Origin of the sequence: Streptococcus oralis Uo5 (assembly GCF_000253155.1) — a bacterium.
In the GTDB taxonomy this organism is placed as follows: Bacteria; Bacillota; Bacilli; order Lactobacillales; family Streptococcaceae; genus Streptococcus; species Streptococcus oralis_L.
In genome coordinates, this window is sequence record NC_015291.1 from 429,629 (window position 1) to 449,067 (window position 19,439).

Annotated in this window: 17 protein-coding genes, 1 pseudogene, 1 riboswitch and 2 other annotated features; of the genes and pseudogenes, 13 read left to right on the forward strand and 5 right to left on the reverse strand. The window is 44.3% G+C overall.

Annotated elements, in window-relative coordinates; genetic code table 11:
- Positions 1-9: 9 nt before the first annotated feature.
- Positions 10-897, forward strand: coding sequence for a cation diffusion facilitator family transporter (locus SOR_RS02235; RefSeq protein ID WP_000095926.1), 888 nt, complete (start codon positions 10-12; stop codon positions 895-897).
- A 36-nt stretch (positions 898-933) separates the two neighbouring features.
- Here SOR_RS02235 and galR read toward each other — a convergent pair whose 3' ends face one another.
- The gene (gene galR, locus SOR_RS02240; protein WP_000212499.1) at positions 934-1,938 is read right to left on the reverse strand and encodes a DNA-binding transcriptional regulator GalR; all 1,005 of its coding nucleotides are present in this window, start codon (positions 1,936-1,938) and stop codon (positions 934-936) included.
- A 164-nt stretch (positions 1,939-2,102) separates the two neighbouring features.
- On the opposite strand from galR, the gene SOR_RS02245 reads away from it, so the two are divergent.
- The 3 genes from SOR_RS02245 (at position 2,103) to SOR_RS02255 (ending at position 5,255) form a co-directional block, all read left to right on the forward strand.
- The gene (locus tag SOR_RS02245) at positions 2,103-3,281 is read left to right on the forward strand and encodes a galactokinase (RefSeq protein WP_000189889.1); all 1,179 of its coding nucleotides are present in this window, start codon (positions 2,103-2,105) and stop codon (positions 3,279-3,281) included.
- 18 nt (positions 3,282-3,299) lie between these two features.
- Positions 3,300-4,781 carry a UDP-glucose--hexose-1-phosphate uridylyltransferase gene (locus SOR_RS02250; RefSeq protein ID WP_000176969.1) on the forward strand — a complete coding sequence of 494 codons (1,482 nt, stop codon included), beginning with the start codon at positions 3,300-3,302 and terminating at the stop codon, positions 4,779-4,781.
- A gap of 69 nt (positions 4,782-4,850) precedes the next feature.
- Positions 4,851-5,255 carry a PaaI family thioesterase gene (locus tag SOR_RS02255; RefSeq protein ID WP_000651194.1) on the forward strand — a complete coding sequence of 135 codons (405 nt, stop codon included), beginning with the start codon at positions 4,851-4,853 and terminating at the stop codon, positions 5,253-5,255.
- Between the two features lie 32 nt (positions 5,256-5,287).
- On the opposite strand, the gene SOR_RS02260 is transcribed toward SOR_RS02255, so the two are convergent.
- From SOR_RS02260 to SOR_RS02275, 4 genes are all read right to left on the reverse strand, one after another.
- On the reverse strand, positions 5,288-6,550 hold the full coding sequence (locus SOR_RS02260; RefSeq protein ID WP_001171657.1) for a nucleobase:cation symporter-2 family protein: 1,263 nt from the start codon (positions 6,548-6,550) through the stop codon (positions 5,288-5,290).
- Positions 6,550-7,131 (reverse strand): xanthine phosphoribosyltransferase, encoded by a 582-nt coding sequence (locus SOR_RS02265; protein WP_000770384.1) that lies wholly within the window; start codon positions 7,129-7,131, stop codon positions 6,550-6,552. The genes SOR_RS02260 and SOR_RS02265 overlap by 1 nt, the downstream gene beginning before the upstream one ends.
- 120 nt (positions 7,132-7,251) lie before the next feature.
- Positions 7,252-7,347, reverse strand: a riboswitch (purine riboswitch).
- Between the two features lie 134 nt (positions 7,348-7,481).
- On the reverse strand, positions 7,482-7,868 hold the full coding sequence (locus SOR_RS02270; RefSeq protein WP_001108699.1) for a bleomycin resistance protein: 387 nt from the start codon (positions 7,866-7,868) through the stop codon (positions 7,482-7,484).
- 11 nt (positions 7,869-7,879) lie between these two features.
- Positions 7,880-8,707: an exodeoxyribonuclease III gene (locus tag SOR_RS02275; protein ID WP_000767459.1), complete on the reverse strand. Its 828-nt coding sequence runs from the start codon at positions 8,705-8,707 to the stop codon at positions 7,880-7,882.
- Positions 8,708-8,840: 133 nt separating this feature from the next.
- Between SOR_RS02275 and SOR_RS02280 the strand changes: the two genes are divergently transcribed.
- From SOR_RS02280 to SOR_RS02330, 9 genes and pseudogenes are all read left to right on the forward strand, one after another.
- Positions 8,841-9,296, forward strand: a complete 456-nt coding sequence (locus tag SOR_RS02280; protein ID WP_000675321.1) for a DUF3290 family protein — start codon at positions 8,841-8,843, stop codon at positions 9,294-9,296.
- Positions 9,293-9,928 (forward strand): DUF421 domain-containing protein, encoded by a 636-nt coding sequence (locus SOR_RS02285; RefSeq protein ID WP_000174432.1) that lies wholly within the window; start codon positions 9,293-9,295, stop codon positions 9,926-9,928. Before SOR_RS02280 ends, SOR_RS02285 begins: the two co-directional genes overlap by 4 nt.
- Before the next feature lie 54 nt (positions 9,929-9,982).
- Positions 9,983-11,728: an ABC transporter ATP-binding protein gene (locus SOR_RS02290; protein WP_000022586.1), complete on the forward strand. Its 1,746-nt coding sequence runs from the start codon at positions 9,983-9,985 to the stop codon at positions 11,726-11,728.
- Positions 11,718-13,460 (forward strand): ABC transporter ATP-binding protein, encoded by a 1,743-nt coding sequence (locus tag SOR_RS02295; RefSeq protein ID WP_001180164.1) that lies wholly within the window; start codon positions 11,718-11,720, stop codon positions 13,458-13,460. Before SOR_RS02290 ends, SOR_RS02295 begins: the two co-directional genes overlap by 11 nt.
- A gap of 183 nt (positions 13,461-13,643) precedes the next feature.
- On the forward strand, positions 13,644-14,336 hold the full coding sequence (locus SOR_RS02305) for a sugar transferase (RefSeq protein ID WP_000922217.1): 693 nt from the start codon (positions 13,644-13,646) through the stop codon (positions 14,334-14,336).
- 42 nt (positions 14,337-14,378) lie between these two features.
- Entirely contained in the window at positions 14,379-15,608 is a 1,230-nt protein-coding gene (locus SOR_RS02310; protein WP_001134528.1) for a DegT/DnrJ/EryC1/StrS family aminotransferase, read from the forward strand.
- A gap of 34 nt (positions 15,609-15,642) precedes the next feature.
- Positions 15,643-15,874: a binding site (T-box leader), on the forward strand.
- Positions 15,875-16,035: 161 nt separating this feature from the next.
- Positions 16,036-17,215 (forward strand): annotated as a pseudogene (trpB, locus tag SOR_RS02315) (tryptophan synthase subunit beta).
- Positions 17,212-17,437, forward strand: a binding site (T-box leader). It overlaps the preceding pseudogene by 4 nt.
- A gap of 71 nt (positions 17,438-17,508) precedes the next feature.
- Entirely contained in the window at positions 17,509-18,870 is a 1,362-nt protein-coding gene (trpE, locus tag SOR_RS02325; RefSeq protein WP_000439607.1) for an anthranilate synthase component I, read from the forward strand.
- Positions 18,867-19,433, forward strand: a complete 567-nt coding sequence (locus SOR_RS02330) for an aminodeoxychorismate/anthranilate synthase component II (protein WP_000601895.1) — start codon at positions 18,867-18,869, stop codon at positions 19,431-19,433. The genes trpE and SOR_RS02330 overlap by 4 nt, the downstream gene beginning before the upstream one ends.
- The last annotated feature ends 6 nt before the right edge of the window (positions 19,434-19,439 follow it).

Here is a 19,439-nt window from a genome sequence, read left to right on the forward strand (position 1 = left end):
GGGAGATAAATGAGTTCTAAAACATCTATCTGGTTAGCTTTTTTCTTAAATTTAAGCTATGCGATAGTCGAGTTTATCGCAGGAGGAATCTTTGGTTCGAGTGCAGTTCTTGCTGATTCTGTTCATGACCTGGGGGATGCTATAGCCATTGGCATCTCAGCCCTTTTAGAAACAATTTCAAACCGTGAAGAAGATAGACAGTACACCTTGGGTTACAAGCGTTTCAGCCTTTTAGGGGCCATGCTAACGGCTGTGATTCTTATGATAGGGTCTGTCCTAGTGATCTTGGAAAATATCACAAAGATCGTTCACCCGCAACCCATCAATGAGGAAGGCATCCTCTGGCTAGGAATCATTGCAGTAGCTATTAATGTGCTAGCTAGTCTAGTAGTTCGTAAGGGAAAGACAAAGAACGAGTCTATTCTTAGCCTGCATTTTTTGGAAGACACTCTTGGTTGGTTGGCTGTCATTCTAATGGCGATTATCCTCAAATTTACAGATTGGTATATCCTTGATCCACTCTTATCTCTTGTCATTTCTATCTTCATTCTAACAAAAGCCATTCCTCGCTTTTGGAGTGCACTCAAGATTTTCTTGGATGCTGTGCCAGAAGGGGTAGAGACAAGTGATTTGGAGAAAGATTTAGAGGCTCTGGCTAATGTCAAAAGTGTCAATCAACTTAGCATTTGGTCCATGGACGGTCTAGAGAACAATGCTGTTGTCCACATTTGTATCAAGGACTGGGAGCAGATGATGGAAACAAAGAATCAAGTACGTCAGCTCTTAGAAGAAAGGGGCGTACAGAATATTACGATCGAAGTGGACAGCAGTCAAAGCAATCATGCGCAACATAAGCGGAGGGTGAGAGAGTTAGAGCAGAAGCATGGGCATCATTAGTAGAAAAACGACCTCGCTAGAGGTCGTTTTGTTATCCTATTCATTCCTTGTACTTTCTCTCAAAGTCAGTTTGGTTCCCAGCATGGTCAGGCTAGGGATTTTGCGACCGTGTAGGACTTCCTTGTTAAGAATATCCATCCCTGCTCGGCCCATTTCTTCGGTATAGACAGTGATGCTTGAAAGAGGAGGATAGACCTGCTTGGTCAGGCTAGTGTCGTTAAAAGAAATGAGGCTGACGCGATCTGGTAGGCTGATTCCTGCTTCTTGGAGGGCACGGAGGGCACCGATGGCTAAACTATCGCTGGCTGCGAAAAAGGCTGGTGGGAGTTGGTCTCCTAAGCTCTGAATGGCCTCCTTCATCAAGTCATAGCCAGACTGGGCAGTAAAGCTCCCTTGAAAGACCAGTTCTTCATGGTAGATTCCTTTTGCTTGGGTAATGTCTTTGAAATTTTCTAGCCGCTTATCCTGGATGATTTCTTCTTGGTCGGTTGTTTCCTCAAGGCCTGTTAAAATGCCAATCCGATCCAGTCCCTGACTGAGGAAATGGTCTACAACTTGTTTCACAGCAGTGTAAAAGTCGGTGATAATACAGGTATGACCTAGTGAGAGGGTGTCACTGTCTATAAAGACTAAAGGTTTTTGGTATTCTTCAAAGGCAGAAATCTGAGCACGGCTAAATTTTCCGATGCAGAGAATGCCAATCACTTCCTCGCTCAGTGTAAAAGGATGGTCATTAAAATAGCGCAAGATGTCATAGTCCAACTCTTGGGCTCTTTTTTCAATACCGAGACGAATCTGGTAGTAGTAGAGGTCGTCCAACTCCCCTTGTTCGCTGACCCATTGGATAATGGCAATCTTTTGCTTGGGTTTGTGGGATTCGCCTGTCTTGAGGTGCTTAGTATAGCCCAGCTCTTCAGCGACAGTTAAAATACGGTGTCTGGTTTCTTCTGTAACAGATAGACTCTGGTCGCGATTGAGGACACGAGATACGGTCGCGATAGAGACAGAGGCTAGCTGTGCAATGTCTTTTAAGGTAGCCATAAATCCTCCTCCTTTTAGGTTAGTATATCATATTTTTCTGCTTTTTACTGATAGTTTAGTAAAAGTTTAGTAAAAAGGATTGACCTTGGTAAATCCCTTGGATACAATAGAAGAAAACGATTACACGTTAAGGTGACTTAACGGACAGTCAAAGGAGAATTTATATGACACAAGATCTTACTACTGAAGCCCTTCGCAAAGACTTTCTTGCCGTTTTTGGTCAAGAAGCAGACCAAACTTTCTTTTCACCAGGTCGTATCAATTTGATTGGTGAACACACGGATTACAATGGTGGACATGTTTTCCCAGCAGCTATTTCCTTGGGAACTTATGGGGTGGCTCGCAAACGTGACGACCAAGTTTTGCGTTTCTACTCAGCCAACTTTGAGGACAAAGGTATCATTGAAGTTCCTCTTGCTGACCTCAAATTTGAAAAAGAGCACAGCTGGACCAATTATCCAAAAGGGGTCCTCCATTTCTTGCAGGAAGCTGGCCATGTTATTGACAAAGGGTTTGATTTCTATGTCTTTGGGAATATCCCAAATGGTGCAGGCTTGTCTTCATCAGCATCTTTGGAACTTTTGACAGGGGTCGTGGCAGAGCATCTCTTTGGTTTAAAACTAGACCGTTTGGATTTGGTTAAAATCGGAAAACAAACAGAAAATTACTTTATCGGAGTCAACTCTGGTATCATGGACCAATTTGCCATCGGTATGGGGGCAGACCAACGTGCCATTTACCTAGATACCAATACGTTAGAATACGACTTGGTGCCACTTGATTTGAAGGACAATGTCGTTGTTATCATGAACACCAACAAACGTCGTGAACTGGCGGACTCTAAGTACAATGAACGCCGTGCTGAGTGTGAAAAAGCTGTGGAAGAATTGCAAGTTGCCTTGGATATTCAGACCTTGGGTGAATTGGATGAGTGGGTCTTTGACCAATACAGCTATCTGATTAAAGATGAAAATCGCTTGAAACGTGCTCGTCATGCTGTGCTTGAAAACCAACGTACCCTCAAAGCGCAAGCAGCTCTTCAGGCAGGTGATTTGGAAACCTTTGGTCGTTTGATGAATGCTTCTCACGTTTCTCTAGAACATGACTATGAAGTAACTGGCTTGGAATTGGATACCCTTGTTCACGCAGCTTGGGTACAAGAAGGTGTTCTCGGTGCTCGTATGACAGGAGCTGGTTTTGGTGGCTGTGCCATTGCCTTGGTGCAAAAAGATGCTGTTGAGGCCTTTAAGGAAGCTGTAGGCAAGCACTACGAGGAAGTCGTTGGATATGCTCCAAGCTTCTATATCGCTGAAGTTGCAGGTGGCACTCGCGTCCTTGACTAGTTAAAAGGAGGCTCTATAGTGACCTTAGTAGATAAATTTGTAACACATGTCATTGCTGAAAGTTCATTTGAGGAAATGGATCGCATCTACCTGACCAACCGTGTTTTAGCACGGGTGGGCGAAGGAGTTTTGGAAATGGAGACGGATCTAGATAAATTGATTGACCTCAAAGACCAGTTGGTTGAGGAAGCGGTTCGATTAGAGACGATTGAGGATAGTCAGGCTGCGTGTGAAATCCTCGGTGCTGAACTAATGGACTTGGTAACGCCTTGTCCAAGTCAGGTCAATCGTGACTTCTGGGCAACCTATGCCCAATCTCCCGAACAGGCAATTGCGGACTTCTACCAACTTAGCCAGAAAAATGACTACATCAAACTCAAGGCCATTGCAAAAAATATTGCTTATCGTGTTCCATCTGACTACGGAGAACTTGAGATTACCATCAACCTCTCTAAGCCTGAAAAGGATCCAAAGGAGATTGCAGCAGCCAAGTTGGTGCAAGCTAGCAATTATCCCCAGTGTCAGCTTTGTATAGAGAACGAAGGCTACCATGGTCGGGTTAACCATCCAGCTCGCAGCAATCACCGCATTATCCGTTTTGAAATGGCGGGTCAGGAGTGGGGCTTCCAGTATTCGCCCTATGCTTATTTTAATGAGCACTGTATTTTCTTAGATGGCCAGCATCGTCCCATGGCCATTAGTCGTCAGAGTTTTGAGCGTTTGTTGGCTATCGTAGAGCAGTTTCCTGGCTATTTTGCAGGCTCTAATGCCGACCTTCCGATTGTGGGGGGCTCTATCCTGACTCATGATCACTATCAGGGAGGTCGTCACGTATTTCCTATGGAATTGGCTCCCTTGCAAAAGGCTTTCCGATTTGCTGGTTTTGAGCAGGTCAAGGCTGGGATTGTCAAGTGGCCAATGTCAGTGCTACGTTTGACCTCGGATTCTAAAGAGGATTTGATCAATTTGGCGGACAAGATTTTGCAGGAATGGCGTCAGTATTCAGATTCTAGTGTGCAGATTTTAGCAGAGACAGACGGGACACCGCATCATACCATCACACCCATTGCTCGTAAACGCGATGGACAGTTTGAGTTGGATTTGGTCTTGCGGGACAATCAGACTTCGGCAGAGCATCCTGATGGTATCTATCATCCCCACAAGGATGTCCAACATATCAAGAAGGAAAATATCGGCTTGATTGAGGTCATGGGCTTGGCAATCTTACCACCTCGTTTGAAAGCAGAAGTGGAGCAAGTCGCCAGCTACCTCGTAGGAGAAGAAGTCTCAGTTGCCGACTATCATCAGAAATGGGCAGACCAGCTCAAAGTCCAACATCCAGACCTAAAAGATAAAGAAAAAGCCCTTGAAATCGTCAAGGACTCTGTGGGTGCTATCTTTGCACGTGTTCTGGAGGACGCGGGGGTTTACAAGCAGACGGAACAAGGACAGGCAGCCTTTATGCGCTTTGTAGAACAGGTCGGAATTTTGCTGGATTAGGAGCCTTTTCCTTGCACAGTCCTATAAAAAGTAGTATCATAGTGTCGTTTGAACTATCAGGAGGAAACGATGAAAGATTTTCATTTTGACGCTATATCTGCCTTTGAAAATTACGAAATAGAAAAAATGAGAGATGGTCATGTTGCGGTGACGACAAAAGTAGTGGACTCGTCGCTCAACTACTATGGCAATGCCCATGGTGGCTATCTCTTCACCCTTTGTGACCAGATTAGTGGTTTGGTGGTTATCTCGCTAGGGCTTGATGGAGTGACACTCCAGTCCTCTATCAACTACCTCAAGGCAGGAAAACTCGACGATGTGCTGACCATTAAAGGAGAATGTGTCCATCAAGGTCGCACAACTTGTGTCGTGGATGTGGATATCACCAATCAAGAAGGCAGAAATGTCTGCAAGGCAACCTTTACCATGTTTGTCACAGGTCAGCGATCAGAAGACAGACAGGTGAGGATATAGATAAACAAAAAAGAGGCTCGCACCTCTTTTTCTTATTTCTTTTTCCGGTTTAGGACGGCATTGAGTACAATGGCAAGTAGGCTGGCTACGACGATTCCGTTTGAGAAGAACATTTGGAAGGCTGTTGGCATGCTGACAAAGAGATTGCTATTGTTGAGTCCGACACCTGCAGCGATTGAGACAGCTGCGATAAGGAAGTTGTGCTCATTGTTAGCAAAATCAACGCGGGCGAGGATTTGCATCCCTTGAAGGGAAACAAAACCAAACATCACCAGCATGGCCCCTCCAAGGACAGGGCTTGGAATGATTTGGGCGAGGGCACCAAACTTAGGAAGGAGTCCAAGGAGGACTAGGAAACCAGCTGCGTAGTAGATTGGCAGACGGGTCTTGATACCTGATAATTTAACCAAACCAACGTTTTGTGAAAATCCTGTGTAAGGGAAGGTGTTAAAGATTCCTCCGAGAAGTACGGCCAGACCTTCTGCACGATAACCGTTGCGCAGGCGCGTGCTGTCGATTGGGTCATTGGTGATATCAGACAAGGCTAGGTAAACACCAGTGGACTCCACCATAGAAACCGTTGCGATGATACACATCATGACAATAGATGAGATTTCAAAGGTTGGCATTCCAAAGTAGAGAGGAGTTGGAACATGGACAAGCGGTGCTGCCGCAACAGGGGAGAAATCAACCAAGCCCATGGTAGCAGCAATGGCAGTTCCAACAACCAGACCAATCAAAATGGAGATAGACTTGATGAATCCTTTGGTAAAGATGTTGATCAAGAGGATGATTAGAACAGTGATGGCTGCAAGCAGAAGACTTTGACCAGTTGGCTCTGGGACGTTATTTCCCATATTTCCAATAGCGACAGGAATCAAGGTTAAACCAATCGTGGTAATGACAGAGCCTGTTACGATAGAAGGGAAAAGATTAGCTACTTTTGAGAAGATGCCTGAAATCAGAACCACATAAATCCCTGAAACGATAAGGGCACCAAACATAGCACCGCTACCGTGGCTTTGCCCAATCATAATCAAAGGAGCGACGGATTGGAAGGCAACTCCGAGAACGACTGGTAGTCCAATTCCAAAGTATTTATTGAGTTGGAGTTGGAGGAAGGTGGCCACCCCACACATGAAGATATCTGTGGAGATTAGGTAGGTCAACTGCTCAGTTGAATAGCCAAGAGCTGTCGCAATCATGATAGGAACCAGGATAGAACCTGAGTACATGGCTAATAAGTGTTGCAAGCCAAGAACGGCTGCTTGCGAGTGTTTTTCTTGTTTTTGCATTAGAGATCTGCCTCCTTAAATACGACCTGACCATTTTCAAAACGATCCAAGCGAGCCAGTGATAGGACTGGATACCCTGCTTTTTCAAGCAAATTACGACCATCCTGGAAAGATTTTTCAATCACGATACCAATCGCTTCGACTTTTGCTCCAGCTTGTTCGATGATTTGGATCAAGCCTTTGGCAGCTTGGCCATTAGCAAGGAAATCATCGATAATCAAGACCTTGTCCTCTGGTGAGAGGAATTTTCCAGCGATAGAAACGGTGCTGGTCACCTGCTTGGTAAAGGAGTAGACTTCTGCAGTTAAGATGCCTTCGTTCATGGTGATGTTTTTAGCTTTCTTGGCGAAAATCATGGGAACATTCAAGGCTTCGGCAGTAAAAACGGCTGGGGCAATACCTGACGCTTCAATGGTTACGACCTTGGTAATGCCAGCAGAAGCGAATTTTTCCGCAAATACCTTACCAATCTCTCGCATCAAGCTAAAGTCAACTTGGTGGGTTAAAAAGGAATCTACCTTGAGGATGTTGTCACCCAAGATATGCCCATCTTCGAGGATGCGCTCTTCTAATAATTTCATAAGACCTCCTAAAGTCTAAAAGATGCTTCATTTGCTTGTCTAGAGTTTCTAGCAAGAAATAGAAAAAGGACCTACTTAATCCCCTAAGTAAGTCCCCAAAATAGGTATGGTCAAAACCATACCTTCAGCTGACATACTCATTGTTAGGTGTTCCGGCACCTTGTAGAAACGTCGTGCCAATTCACGACATAAACAAGTAAAATGGTACTATTATCAAATGCAATAGCGTTAATGTCATTATTTTACACTAAATAGCTTTAGAAATCAAATGTTTTGTTAGTGTTTCGGTGAAAAAAACGAACAAAAAAAGAAACCTACAACGAGATGCAGTATTGTAGGGTTCTATTATTCTATTCGCTAAATCTTAAAAAATAACCATCTGGATCCAAGACTGCAAATTCGTGAGGATAGATATAATGATCCCCAACACGAAATGTTCGTTTAGTCAAAGGACGATAAATAGGATAGTTGGCCTCGGTCACTTTTTGATAAAGTTGTGGGACATCCTTTATACCAAAGGATAGGTTGACACCTTTTCCAAAAGGGTAGGTAAGGTTAGCCAGTTCCTCGGGGGTTCCTTCCTCTAGCATTAGCTGACAATCTTCAAGAGAAAGAAAGAGAAAGTTTTCTTCTGGGCGCTCGTATTCGATCCTAAAACCGAGTAAATCGCAGTAGAAAGAACGGGACTGTTCTAAATCACTTACAACAAACTCGGGAATGACTGCATTGTAGTTCATAGTGAAAATCCTTAAAGTTCAATTTCCAATACAATCGGCGTATGGTCTTGACGCGCACCCGAGTCAATCATGTCAGACTTGGTCACTTTGTCAGCCACGCGATTGCTAGTGAGCCAGTAGTCGATTCTCCAGCCTGTATTGTTGATTTTAGAAGTCTTGCTGCGTTGCGCCCACCACGTGTAGCACTCTGGGACATCGCCGTGAATATGGCGGAAGGTGTCAGTAAATCCAGTTGCCAAAAGGTTGGTAAAGCCAGCACGTTCCTCGTCTGTAAATCCTGGTGAACGGCGGTTGCTGGCAGGATTTGCAAGGTCGATTTCCTTGTGGGCTACGTTGTAGTCACCAGTTGCAAGGACTGGTTTTTCTTTGTCTAACTCAGCTAGATACTCAGCATATTTGACGTCCCAGACTTGACGCTCATCCAAGCGTTTCAAACCATCACCAGCGTTTGGAGTGTAAACTTGGGTCACGAAAAATGTATCAAATTCCAAGGTGATGATGCGGCCTTCCAAGTCCATGGTAGAAGGAGCCCCGATTTCTGGGAAGCTAATCGTTGGTGTGAGTTCTTTCTTATAGAGGAACATAGTTCCAGCGTAGCCTTTGCGAGCAGGTTCTTGAGAGGAACGCCAAGTGTTTTCATAACCTTGGAAGAGTTCTTCTAAAATTTCCAAGTGTTTTTTTGTAGGCCCTTTTGCAGAAAGCTTGGTTTCCTGAATAGCGATAATATCAGCATTTTCGGCTACCAAGGTTTGTAGGACTTCTTGGGACAATTTTGCACGAGCTGAGTCACTCGTTAGGGCTGCATTGAGGGAATCAATATTCCATGATATGAGTTTCATAAAGTTACCTTTTTCATTCAGATTACAGACTATATTATACCAAAAAATGGCGCATTTCCCCAACGTATGGTTTGAAAAATCACCCTCTTTCGTTTATAATTAAGAATGATTTTATGAAAGGGAGTGAAAATACATGAAATTCTATTCTTATGACTATGTACTCAGCCAAATCGGTCAGCAAAATGGCATCATGATTGGTTTAGGGATTGTCCTATTAGCTGTGACAGGATTTTTAGCTTTCAAGGCTTATCATGATAAAAAGGGGACCAAATTTCGTGAGTTGGTCATGATTTCAGCTTTGACCTTATTAGCCCTCCTTTTGGTCAGCATCACAACTTATCAAAACAATCAAGTATCTAATAATAAATTTCAAGCTTCACTTCATTTCATCGAGCTTGTTTCCAAAGATTTGGGAGTTGACAAGTCGGAAGTTTATGTCAATACTTCTGCAGAAACGGATGGAGCACTTCTCAAGGTCGGAGATCGCTATTACCGTGCCTTGAACGGAAGTGAGCCAGACAAGTACCTGCTAGAGAAAGTCGAATTGTATAAAACAGATGCAATTGAACTGGTGGAGGTGAACAAATGACACTCAATTATATCGAAATTTTAATTAAACTAGCCTTGGGTCTCTTTTCTCTGGTTTTTGTAATTAATGTGACAGGAAAGGGTAACCTAGCGCCTAACTCAGCAATAGATCAAATTCAGAACTATGTACTCGGGGGTATCATCGGTGGGGTGATTTACAATAGTGCCATCAGTATCCTTCAGTATGCAGTTATCCTGATTATGTGGACCATTCTGGTCTTGACTCTCAAATGGCTCAACAACAATGTTCACTTTGTGAAACGTTTGATTGATGGGAAGCCAACTCTGCTCATCAAAAATGGAAAGATTGATCCAGAAGCCTGCCGTTCGGTTGGTTTATCAGCAGCGGATGTAGCTCTTAAGCTCCGTAGCCAGGGAATTTTCCAAATGAAACAAGTCAAACGCGCTATGCAGGAGCAAAACGGTCAACTCATCGTAGTCCAAATGGGAGATGAGAATCCCAAGTATCCTGTTGTCACAGACGGTGTTATCCAAGTCGAAATTTTGGAGTCCATTGGTCGGAGCGAAGAATGGCTGCTTGATAACCTCAGCAAACAAGGGTATGACAATGTTGCCAATATCTTTATTGCTGAGTATGACAAGGGTGTCGTCTCAGTCGTAACTTATGAATAAGAAAAACCTGAGGTCCTTGCCTCAGGTTTCCATTTGCAATCAGAAAGGGATTTTATGTCCATTATTCAAAAACTCTGGTGGTTTTTCAAGTTAGAAAAGCGCCGTTATTTAGTCGGGATTGTGGCCTTGGTCTTGGTTTCCGTCCTCAATCTCATTCCCCCCATGGTCATGGGACGGGTGATTGACGCCATTACGTCGGGGCAACTAACTCAGCAGGCCCTCCTTCTTAATCTATTTTATCTGCTGCTGGCAGCCTTTGGGATGTACTATCTGCGCTATGTTTGGCGCATGTATATTCTCGGAACTTCCTACCGTCTGGGGCAGATTATGCGCTCTCGCTTGTTTGAGCATTTTACAAAAATGTCTCCAGCCTTTTATCAGACCTATCGGACGGGGGACTTGATGGCGCACGCTACCAATGATATCAATGCCTTAACCCGTTTAGCGGGTGGCGGAGTCATGTCAGCAGTGGATGCTTCCATCACGGCGCTGGTGACTTTGCTGACCATGCTTTTTAGCATTTCGTGGCAGATGACTCTGGTTGCCATTCTTCCCCTGCCTTTTATGGCTTATGCGACCAGTCGTCTAGGGAGAAAGACCCACAAGGCCTTTGGCGAGTCACAAGCTGCCTTTTCCGAACTCAATAACAAGGTGCAGGAGTCTGTATCAGGTATCAAGGTGACCAAGTCTTTCGGTTATCAGGCTGATGAGCTGGAGTCTTTTCAGGCGGTGAATGAATTGACCTTCCAAAAGAACCTGCAAACCATGAAATACGATAGTCTCTTTGACCCCATGGTTCTCTTGTTTGTTGGTTCGTCCTATGTTTTAACCCTTTTGGTCGGCTCTTTGATGGTTCAGAAAGGGCAAATCACGGTTGGGAATCTGGTCACCTTTATCAGCTACTTGGATATGCTAGTTTGGCCTCTTATGGCTATCGGTTTCCTCTTTAATATTACTCAGCGAGGCAAGGTATCTTACCAGCGGATTGAGGAACTTTTGTCTCAGGAATCACCTGTACAAGATCCTGAATTTCCTCTGGACGGTATTGAAAATGGACGTTTGGAGTACGCCATTGACAGCTTTGCCTTTGAAGATGAGGAGACACTGAATGCTATTCACTTTAGTTTAGAAAAAGGGCAAACCCTAGGCTTAGTCGGTCAGACAGGCTCTGGGAAAACGTCCTTGATTAAACTTCTTCTACGTGAGTACGATGTGGATAAGGGAGCTATTTACCTAAATGGTCACGATATTAGGGATTATCGTCTGACAGATCTTCGTAGTCTCATGGGCTATGTCCCTCAGGACCAGTTCCTCTTTGCGACCTCTATCTTAGACAATATCCGTTTTGGCAATCCTAACTTGCCTCTTTCAGCAGTTGGGGAAGCGACTAAGCTAGCTCAAGTTTATAAAGATATTGTGGACATGCCTCAGGGATTTGATACGCTGATCGGTGAAAAAGGAGTTAGTCTATCAGGTGGGCAAAAGCAACGTCTGGCCATGAGTCGGGCGATGATTTTAGACCCTGATATCTTGATTTTAGATGATTCCTTGTCAGCCGTGGATGCCAAGACAGAGTATGCGATTATCGACAATCTCAAGGAGACGCGGAAGGATAAGACAACTATCATCACAGCCCATCGTCTCAGTGCAGTCGTCCATGCAGATCTGATTTTGGTTCTGCAAAATGGTCAAATTATCGAACGGGGTACACACGATGACTTGCTAGCCTTGGATGGCTGGTATGCCCAAACTTATCAGTCTCAGCAGTTGGAAATGAAAGGAGAAGAAGATGCAGAATAAGCAAGAACAATGGACTGTATTGAAGCGCTTGATGTCTTATCTCAAGCCCTATGGCCTCCTGACCTTTTTGGCACTCAGTTTTCTCCTCGCGACGACGGTTATTAAAAGTGTCATTCCTCTTGTAGCCTCCCACTTTATCGACCAGTATCTCAGCAATCTTAACCAACTCGCTGTGACGGTTTTGCTGGCCTACTATGGTCTCTATATCCTACAAACACTGGTCCAGTATGTTGGCAATCTTCTCTTTGCGCGGGTGTCCTACAGTATTGTCAGAGATATTCGTCGCGATGCCTTTGCCAATATGGAAAAACTGGGTATGTCTTATTTTGACAAGACGCCAGCAGGTTCCATCGTCTCTCGTTTGACAAATGATACCGAGACCATCAGTGATATGTTTTCGGGAATTTTATCCAGCTTTATTTCAGCAGTTTTTATCTTTCTGACAACTCTGTATACCATGTTGGTGCTGGATTTTCGTTTGACAGCTTTAGTCCTGCTCTTTCTCCCCTTGATTTTCCTTTTGGTCAATCTCTACCGAAAAAAGTCAGTGAAAATCATCGAAAAAACCAGAAGTCTCTTGTCGGATATCAATAGTAAGCTGGCAGAGAATATCGAGGGAATCAGGATTATCCAGGCCTTTAATCAAGAGAAGCGCCTGCAGGCAGAATTTGATGAAATCAACCAAGAACACTTGGTCTATGCCAACCGTTCTGTAGCCTTGGATGCCCTCTTTTTGAGACCTGCCATGAGTTTGCTGAAACTCCTAGGCTACACAGTTTTGATGGCTTACTTTGGTTACCGTGGTCTTTCTATCGGGATAACAGCCGGAACTATGTATGCCTTTATCCAGTACATCAACCGTCTCTTTGATCCCCTGATTGAGGTAACGCAAAACTTTTCAACCCTGCAAACGTCTATGGTTTCTGCAGGCCGTGTCTTTGCCTTGATTGATGAAACGACCTATGAGCCACTTCAAAACGATGGGCAAGCTAAAGTCCAAGAGGGCAATATTCGTTTTGAAAATGTATGTTTCTCATATGACGGCAAACACCAGATTCTGGATGATATTTCCTTTTCTGTTAAGAAGGGCGAAACCATTGCCTTTGTAGGTCATACAGGTTCGGGGAAATCTTCGATTATCAATGTCCTCATGCGTTTTTATGAATTTCAGTCAGGGCGCGTTCTCTTGGATGGTGTGGATATCCGAAACTACAGTCAGGAAGAGCTGAGAAAGAACATTGGTCTGGTCTTACAGGATCCCTTCCTCTATCATGGAACCATCAAGTCCAATATCGCCATGTACCAAGACATTAGTGACGAAGAGGTCCAGGCTGCGGCTGCCTTTGTTGATGCAGATTCCTTTATTCAGGACCTTCCTCTGGGCTATGATGCACCTGTGTCTGAGCGTGGTTCGAGCTTTTCTACTGGCCAACGCCAGCTTCTTGCCTTTGCTAGAACTGTCGCCAGTCAGCCTAAAATCCTGATTTTGGATGAAGCGACAGCCAATATTGACTCTGAAACAGAAAGTTTGGTTCAAGATTCCCTAGCCAAGATGAGACAGGGGCGGACAACCATTGCTATTGCTCATCGTCTTTCGACCATTCAGGACGCCAACTGTATTTATGTCTTGGATAAGGGGCGCATCATCGAGAGTGGAACCCATGAGGAACTCTTGGCCTTGGGAGGAACCTATCATAAGATGTATAGCTTGCAGGCTGGGGCCATGTCCTAATACTCTTTGGAAATCTCTTCAAACCATGTCAGCTTTATCTGCAACCTCAAAGCTGCACTATGATTTTCATTGAGCACCAGAAGGAAATTCTTCAAATCACAGATTTCTTGCACCGCCTTTTCCATTTTGTGGTATAATGAAAAATGTTGACAAATAGTATAATAAAAACAAAGGAGAAACAGCATGCTGAAATGGGAAGACTTGCCCGTGGAAATGCAATCAAGCGAGGTTGAGTCTTACTACCAGCTTGTCTCTAAAAGGAAGGGTTCGCTGATTTTCAAGCGTTGCCTGGATTGGGTTCTGGCCCTGTTTTTGCTAGCTTTGACTTCTCCCGTCTTTCTTATCTTGAGCATTTGGATCAAGTTGGATAGCAAGGGACCTGTCATTTACAAGCAAGAGCGCGTGACCCAGTACAACCGTCCGTTCAAGATTTGGAAGTTCCGTACTATGGTAACGGATGCGGATAAAAAAGGAAGTCTGGTGACTTCTGCTAACGATAGTCGCATTACCAAGGTTGGAAATTTCATCCGCCGTGTGCGCTTGGACGAACTGCCTCAGTTGGTCAATGTCCTTAAAGGTGAGATGTCCTTTGTTGGAACAAGACCTGAGGTGCCACGTTACACCGAGCAGTATAGTCCTGAAATGATGGCGACCTTGCTTTTGCCAGCAGGAATCACCTCTCCAGCCAGCATCAACTACAAGGATGAGGATACGATCATCAGTCAAATGACGGAGAAAGGTCTGTCAGTTGACCAGGCCTATGTAGAGCGTGTCCTTCCTGAGAAGATGCGCTATAATCTCGCCTATCTCCGAGAGTTTAGTTTCCTTGGAGACATCAAAATCATGTTTCAAACCGTGTTTGAAGTGCTAAAATAATGTAGTCATGAGAAAATGAGTACAGATAAAAGGAGCAAATCAATGCCAAATTACAATATTCCATTTTCACCACCCGATATTACCGAAGCTGAAATTGCTGAAGTAGCGGATACCCTTCGTTCTGGTTGGATCACAACAGGTCCTAAGACAAAAGAACTAGAGCGTCGCTTGTCCCAATACACACAGACACCTAAGACTGTCTGCCTCAACTCTGCGACAGCCGCTCTTGAGTTGATTTTGCGTGTGTTGGAAGTGGGACCTGGGGATGAAGTCATCGTTCCAGCTATGACTTATACAGCTTCATGTAGTGTGATCACTCACGTAGGAGCGACCCCTGTCATGGTGGATATTCAAGCAGATACTTTTGAAATGGACTATGACTTGCTTGAGCAAGCCATCACTGAAAAGACTAAGGTGATTATTCCGGTTGAGCTTGCAGGGATTGTTTGCGACTATGACCGTTTGTTCCAAGTCGTGGAGAAGAAATGGGATCTCTTTACAGCTGCTAGCAAGTGGCAAAAAGCCTTTAACCGTATCGTGATTGTCTCTGATAGTGCCCATGCTTTAGGATCTACTTACAAAGGGCAGCCAGCTGGTTCTATCGCTGACTTTACTTCCTTCTCATTCCACGCCGTTAAAAACTTTACAACTGCTGAGGGAGGAAGTGCCACTTGGAAGGCCAATCCAGCTATTGACGACGAAGAGATGTATAAGGAATTCCAAATTCTTTCCCTTCATGGTCAAACAAAGGATGCCCTTGCCAAGATGCAACTGGGTTCATGGGAATACGATATCGTTACACCGGCCTACAAGTGCAATATGACGGATATCATGGCTTCGATTGGTTTGGTACAATTGGACCGTTACCCAGCTTTGCTACAACGTCGTAAGGACATCGTGGACCGCTATGATCGTGGTTTTGCGGGTACTCGTATTCACCCACTGGCACACAAGACTGATACTGTCGAATCTTCACGCCACCTCTACATCACCCATGTTGAAGGTGCTAGCCTAGAAGAGCGTAACCTCATCATCCAAGAATTAGCCAAAGCAGGAATTGCAAGTAATGTACACTACAAACCGCTTCCTCTTTTGACAGCCTATAAGAATCTTGGCTTTGATATGGCAGATTATCCAAGAGCCTATGCCTTCTTTGAAAACGAAATTACCCTCCCTCTTCACACTAAACTAAGCGATGAAGAAGTAGACTATATCGTTAAGACTTTGGTGAGAATTTCCGAAGAAATCCTTGGTTCTGGAAAAAAATTATAAAAAAATCTTGACAAAGATAGAACAATAACATATAATATTCTCAATAAATCAGAAAAGTAACTATATTTGATCTTCAGGGAGCCTGTGGTGATTGTGAACAGGTGGTTGGAAGTAGTGAAAGTGGGCTGATTTTAAAAATGAATTTGAAACAATGAAAATTCGGTGCGCACACCTTACAGTGCAACTTGTTGTTAGACAAGGCAGAGATGTAAAGGGGAATAGTCCCTTTATAATTGAGGTGGCACCGCGTTACCAACGCCCTCACACGGAATAATTTTCTGTGTGTGGGCTTTTTCTTTCGGTCATTTTGTTTATCTTTTATTAGGGCGTTAAGTCGCTTTGATGAACTTGAGTTCTATCTGCAGCTCCTTGCCTACTACTAAAAGCGAACAAAAAGCCGAATTAATATGGAAAGAGGAAAAATTTTATGACAACTAAAGGTTATTTTGGACAATTTGGTGGTAGTTTTGTACCGGAGCCGATTCAGGCTTTGTTGGATGAGTTGGAAGTGACATTTGACAAGTACAAGGATGATCCAGAGTTTTTGGCAGAATTTCGCCATTACTTGAAGGATTATTCTGGTCGCGAAACACCGCTTTATTTTGCGGAAAGTTTGACAGACCACCTAGGTGGAGCTAAGATCTATCTCAAGCGCGAAGATCTTAACCACCTTGGTTCTCACAAGCTCAACAACGTTTTAGGACAAATCCTTCTTGCCAAACGTATGGGCAAAAAACGAGTGATCGCAGAAACAGGAGCTGGTCAGCACGGTGTTGCGACTGCAGCTGCTGCAGCCAAGTTTGGTATGGCCTGTGATGTCTATATGGGGGGCAGAGGATGTTGAGCGTCAACGTCTCAATGTTTTCCGTATGGAGATGATGGGAGCAACTGTTCACGCAGTTGAAACGGGAACGCGAACTCTCAAGGATGCGGTTGATGCAGCCTTTGGAGCATGGATGAATGACCTTGAAGCATTCTACGTTTTGGGATCTGCTGTAGGACCTCATCCTTATCCTACAATTGTTCATGAATTCCAAAAGGTCATCAGTGAGGAATCTCGTCGTCAAATCTTAGAAAAAGAAGGCCGTTTACCAGACTACGTCATTGCCTGTGTAGGTGGTGGTTCCAATGCTATCGGTGCTTTTTCACAGTATGTGGCTGATGAAGAAGTCAAATTGGTTGGGGTCGAAGCTGCCGGTCACGGACTTGACACAGACAAGCATGCAGCCACTATGACAAAAGGTAGTGTCGGAATTGTCGATGGTATGAAGACCTATGCAGTCTTTAAGGAAGACGGAGAGCTAGCGCCAGTTTACTCTATCTCAGCTGGTTTGGACTATCCAGGGGTTGGCCCAGAACATGCCTACTTTAAAGATTCAGGTCGCGTGGAATATGTGGCAGCGACAGATGAAGAAGCTGTTCAAGCCTTGCTCCTTCTCAGCAAGACTGAAGGGATTATCCCAGCGATTGAAAGTTCGCACGCCATCGCAGAAGCGGTTAAACGTGCGCCGAAACTAAGTAAAGATGAGATTATCATCATCAATGTCTCTGGTCGTGGAGACAAAGACGTAGCTGCGATTGCAGACTACCTAGAAGCTAAAAAATAAAAGATGGAAAAATTACAGTCTTTTCTCTCACAGAGAGCTTGTGGTTGCTGGAAACAAGCAGAGATAGCTGTAAGGTTGGGTCCATCTGAAACGAGAGAAGAAAACATAATTCTCAAGGGAGTGCCCTTTATCGCACAGCCTGTTACAGGAGCTTTCTGAGACAGGAATGAGAGATAGGAGAAATCCTATAATTGAGGTGGCACCGCGAATTTCGTCCTCACGCAAGTTATTTTGCGTGGGGATTTTTCATACAGTCGCCACGGACTAGAAGTAGAACTGAAAGGGAAATTACAATGGAACGAATCATTCATGGAGATGTCTTATCACCAATCTTGGCTTATATGCGCCTAAAGGGGCAACACAAGGTTATTTTAGAGAGTATTCCGAGAGACAAGGAAACAGCTCGTTTTTCTATCCTAGCCTATAATCCAGTTTTTGAGATTAAGTTTGAAAATGGAATCCTTTATCAAAATGGTCAAGTGATTGATCGGGATCCTTTGGATTTCCTTTATGAAGTGACTCATAAGAGACAGCACCATTCAGATCTACCTTTTGGTGGGGGAGCTATTGGCTTTGTCGGTTACGATATGATTTCGCTCTATGAAGAAATTGGTCAAATTCCTGAGGATACCATTGGGACGCCAGACATGCATTTCTTTGTCTATGAGAGCTATATGGTCTTTGACCACAAGAAGGAAAAAATCCATGTCATTGAGGATGCTCTTTATAGCGATCGCAGTCAAGAAGATTTGGAAAAAGCCTTGAACCAAGTGCTGGAGGAGTTACGCATCCCTGCTCCAAATGAATTTGAAGACTTGGATCTATCTCCGCTGAACTTCAAACCGCATATCGCTCCTCAGAAGTTTGAGGAAATGGTGGAAACAGCTCGCGACTTGATTCGTAATGGTGATATGTTCCAATGTGTGCTCAGTCAACGCTTCTCAGCAGAAGTTACTGGAAATCCATTTGACTTCTACAGAAATCTCCGCGTGACCAATCCATCTAATTACCTCTATTTCTATGACTTTGGGGATTATCAAATCATCGGTGCCAGTCCAGAAAGTTTGGTTTCAGTTAAAAATGGCATCGTGACAACCAATCCGATTGCCGGTACACGGCCAAGAGGGGCTACGGATGAAGAGGACAAGGCCTTGGCGACAGACCTGCTTTCTGATGAGAAGGAAACAGCAGAACATCGAATGTTAGTAGACTTGGGGCGTAACGATATCGGTAGAATTGCTGAAACGGCAAGTGTCCAAGTCACCAAGTATATGGAAGTGGAGCTTTTCCGCTATGTCATGCATTTGACCAGCGTGGTCAAGGGACGTTTGCTTCCAGACCTCACTGCCATGGATGCCTTGAAAGCTACACTTCCAGCTGGAACAGTTTCAGGAGCACCAAAGATTCGGGCCATGAGACGAATCTATGAACTGGAAACAGAAAAACGGGGCGTATACGCAGGAGCAATCGGCTACTTGTCTGCGACGGGTGATATGGATTTCGCCATTGCCATCCGAACTATGATTCTCAAAAATCAAACAGCCTATGTGCAGGCTGGGGCAGGGATTGTCTATGACTCTATTGCCCAAAACGAATACCAAGAAACCATTAACAAGGCTAAATCTATGACTAGAATTGGAGAACTAAGACCATGATTTTATTGATTGACAACTATGATTCTTTTACCTATAACTTGGCGCAGTACATTGGGAATTTTGCAGAAGTGCAGGTCTTGAGAAATGATGATCCCAAGCTGTATGAAGAAGCTGAAAAAGCAGATGGTCTGGTCTTTTCTCCCGGTCCTGGTTGGCCGGTTGATGCTGGAAAGATGGAAGACATGATTCGTGACTTTGCAGGTAAGAAGCCAATTCTAGGGATTTGTTTGGGTCACCAAGCTATCGCAGAAGTCTTTGGTGGGAAGCTAGGCTTGGCTCCAAAAGTCATGCATGGGAAACAGAGCCATATCAACTTTGAAGCGCCATCTGTTCTCTATCAAGGCATTGAGGATGGTCGTCCAGTCATGCGTTATCACAGTATTTTGATTGAAGAAATGCCAGAAGAGTTTGAAGTGACAGCTCGTTCGACTGATGACCAAGCTATTATGGGAATTCAACACAAAAACCTTCCAATTTATGGATTCCAGTACCATCCAGAAAGTATCGGAACGCCAGATGGCTTGTCTTCTATTCGGAATTTTATCGAGAAGGTTGTAAAGTGAGGAAAC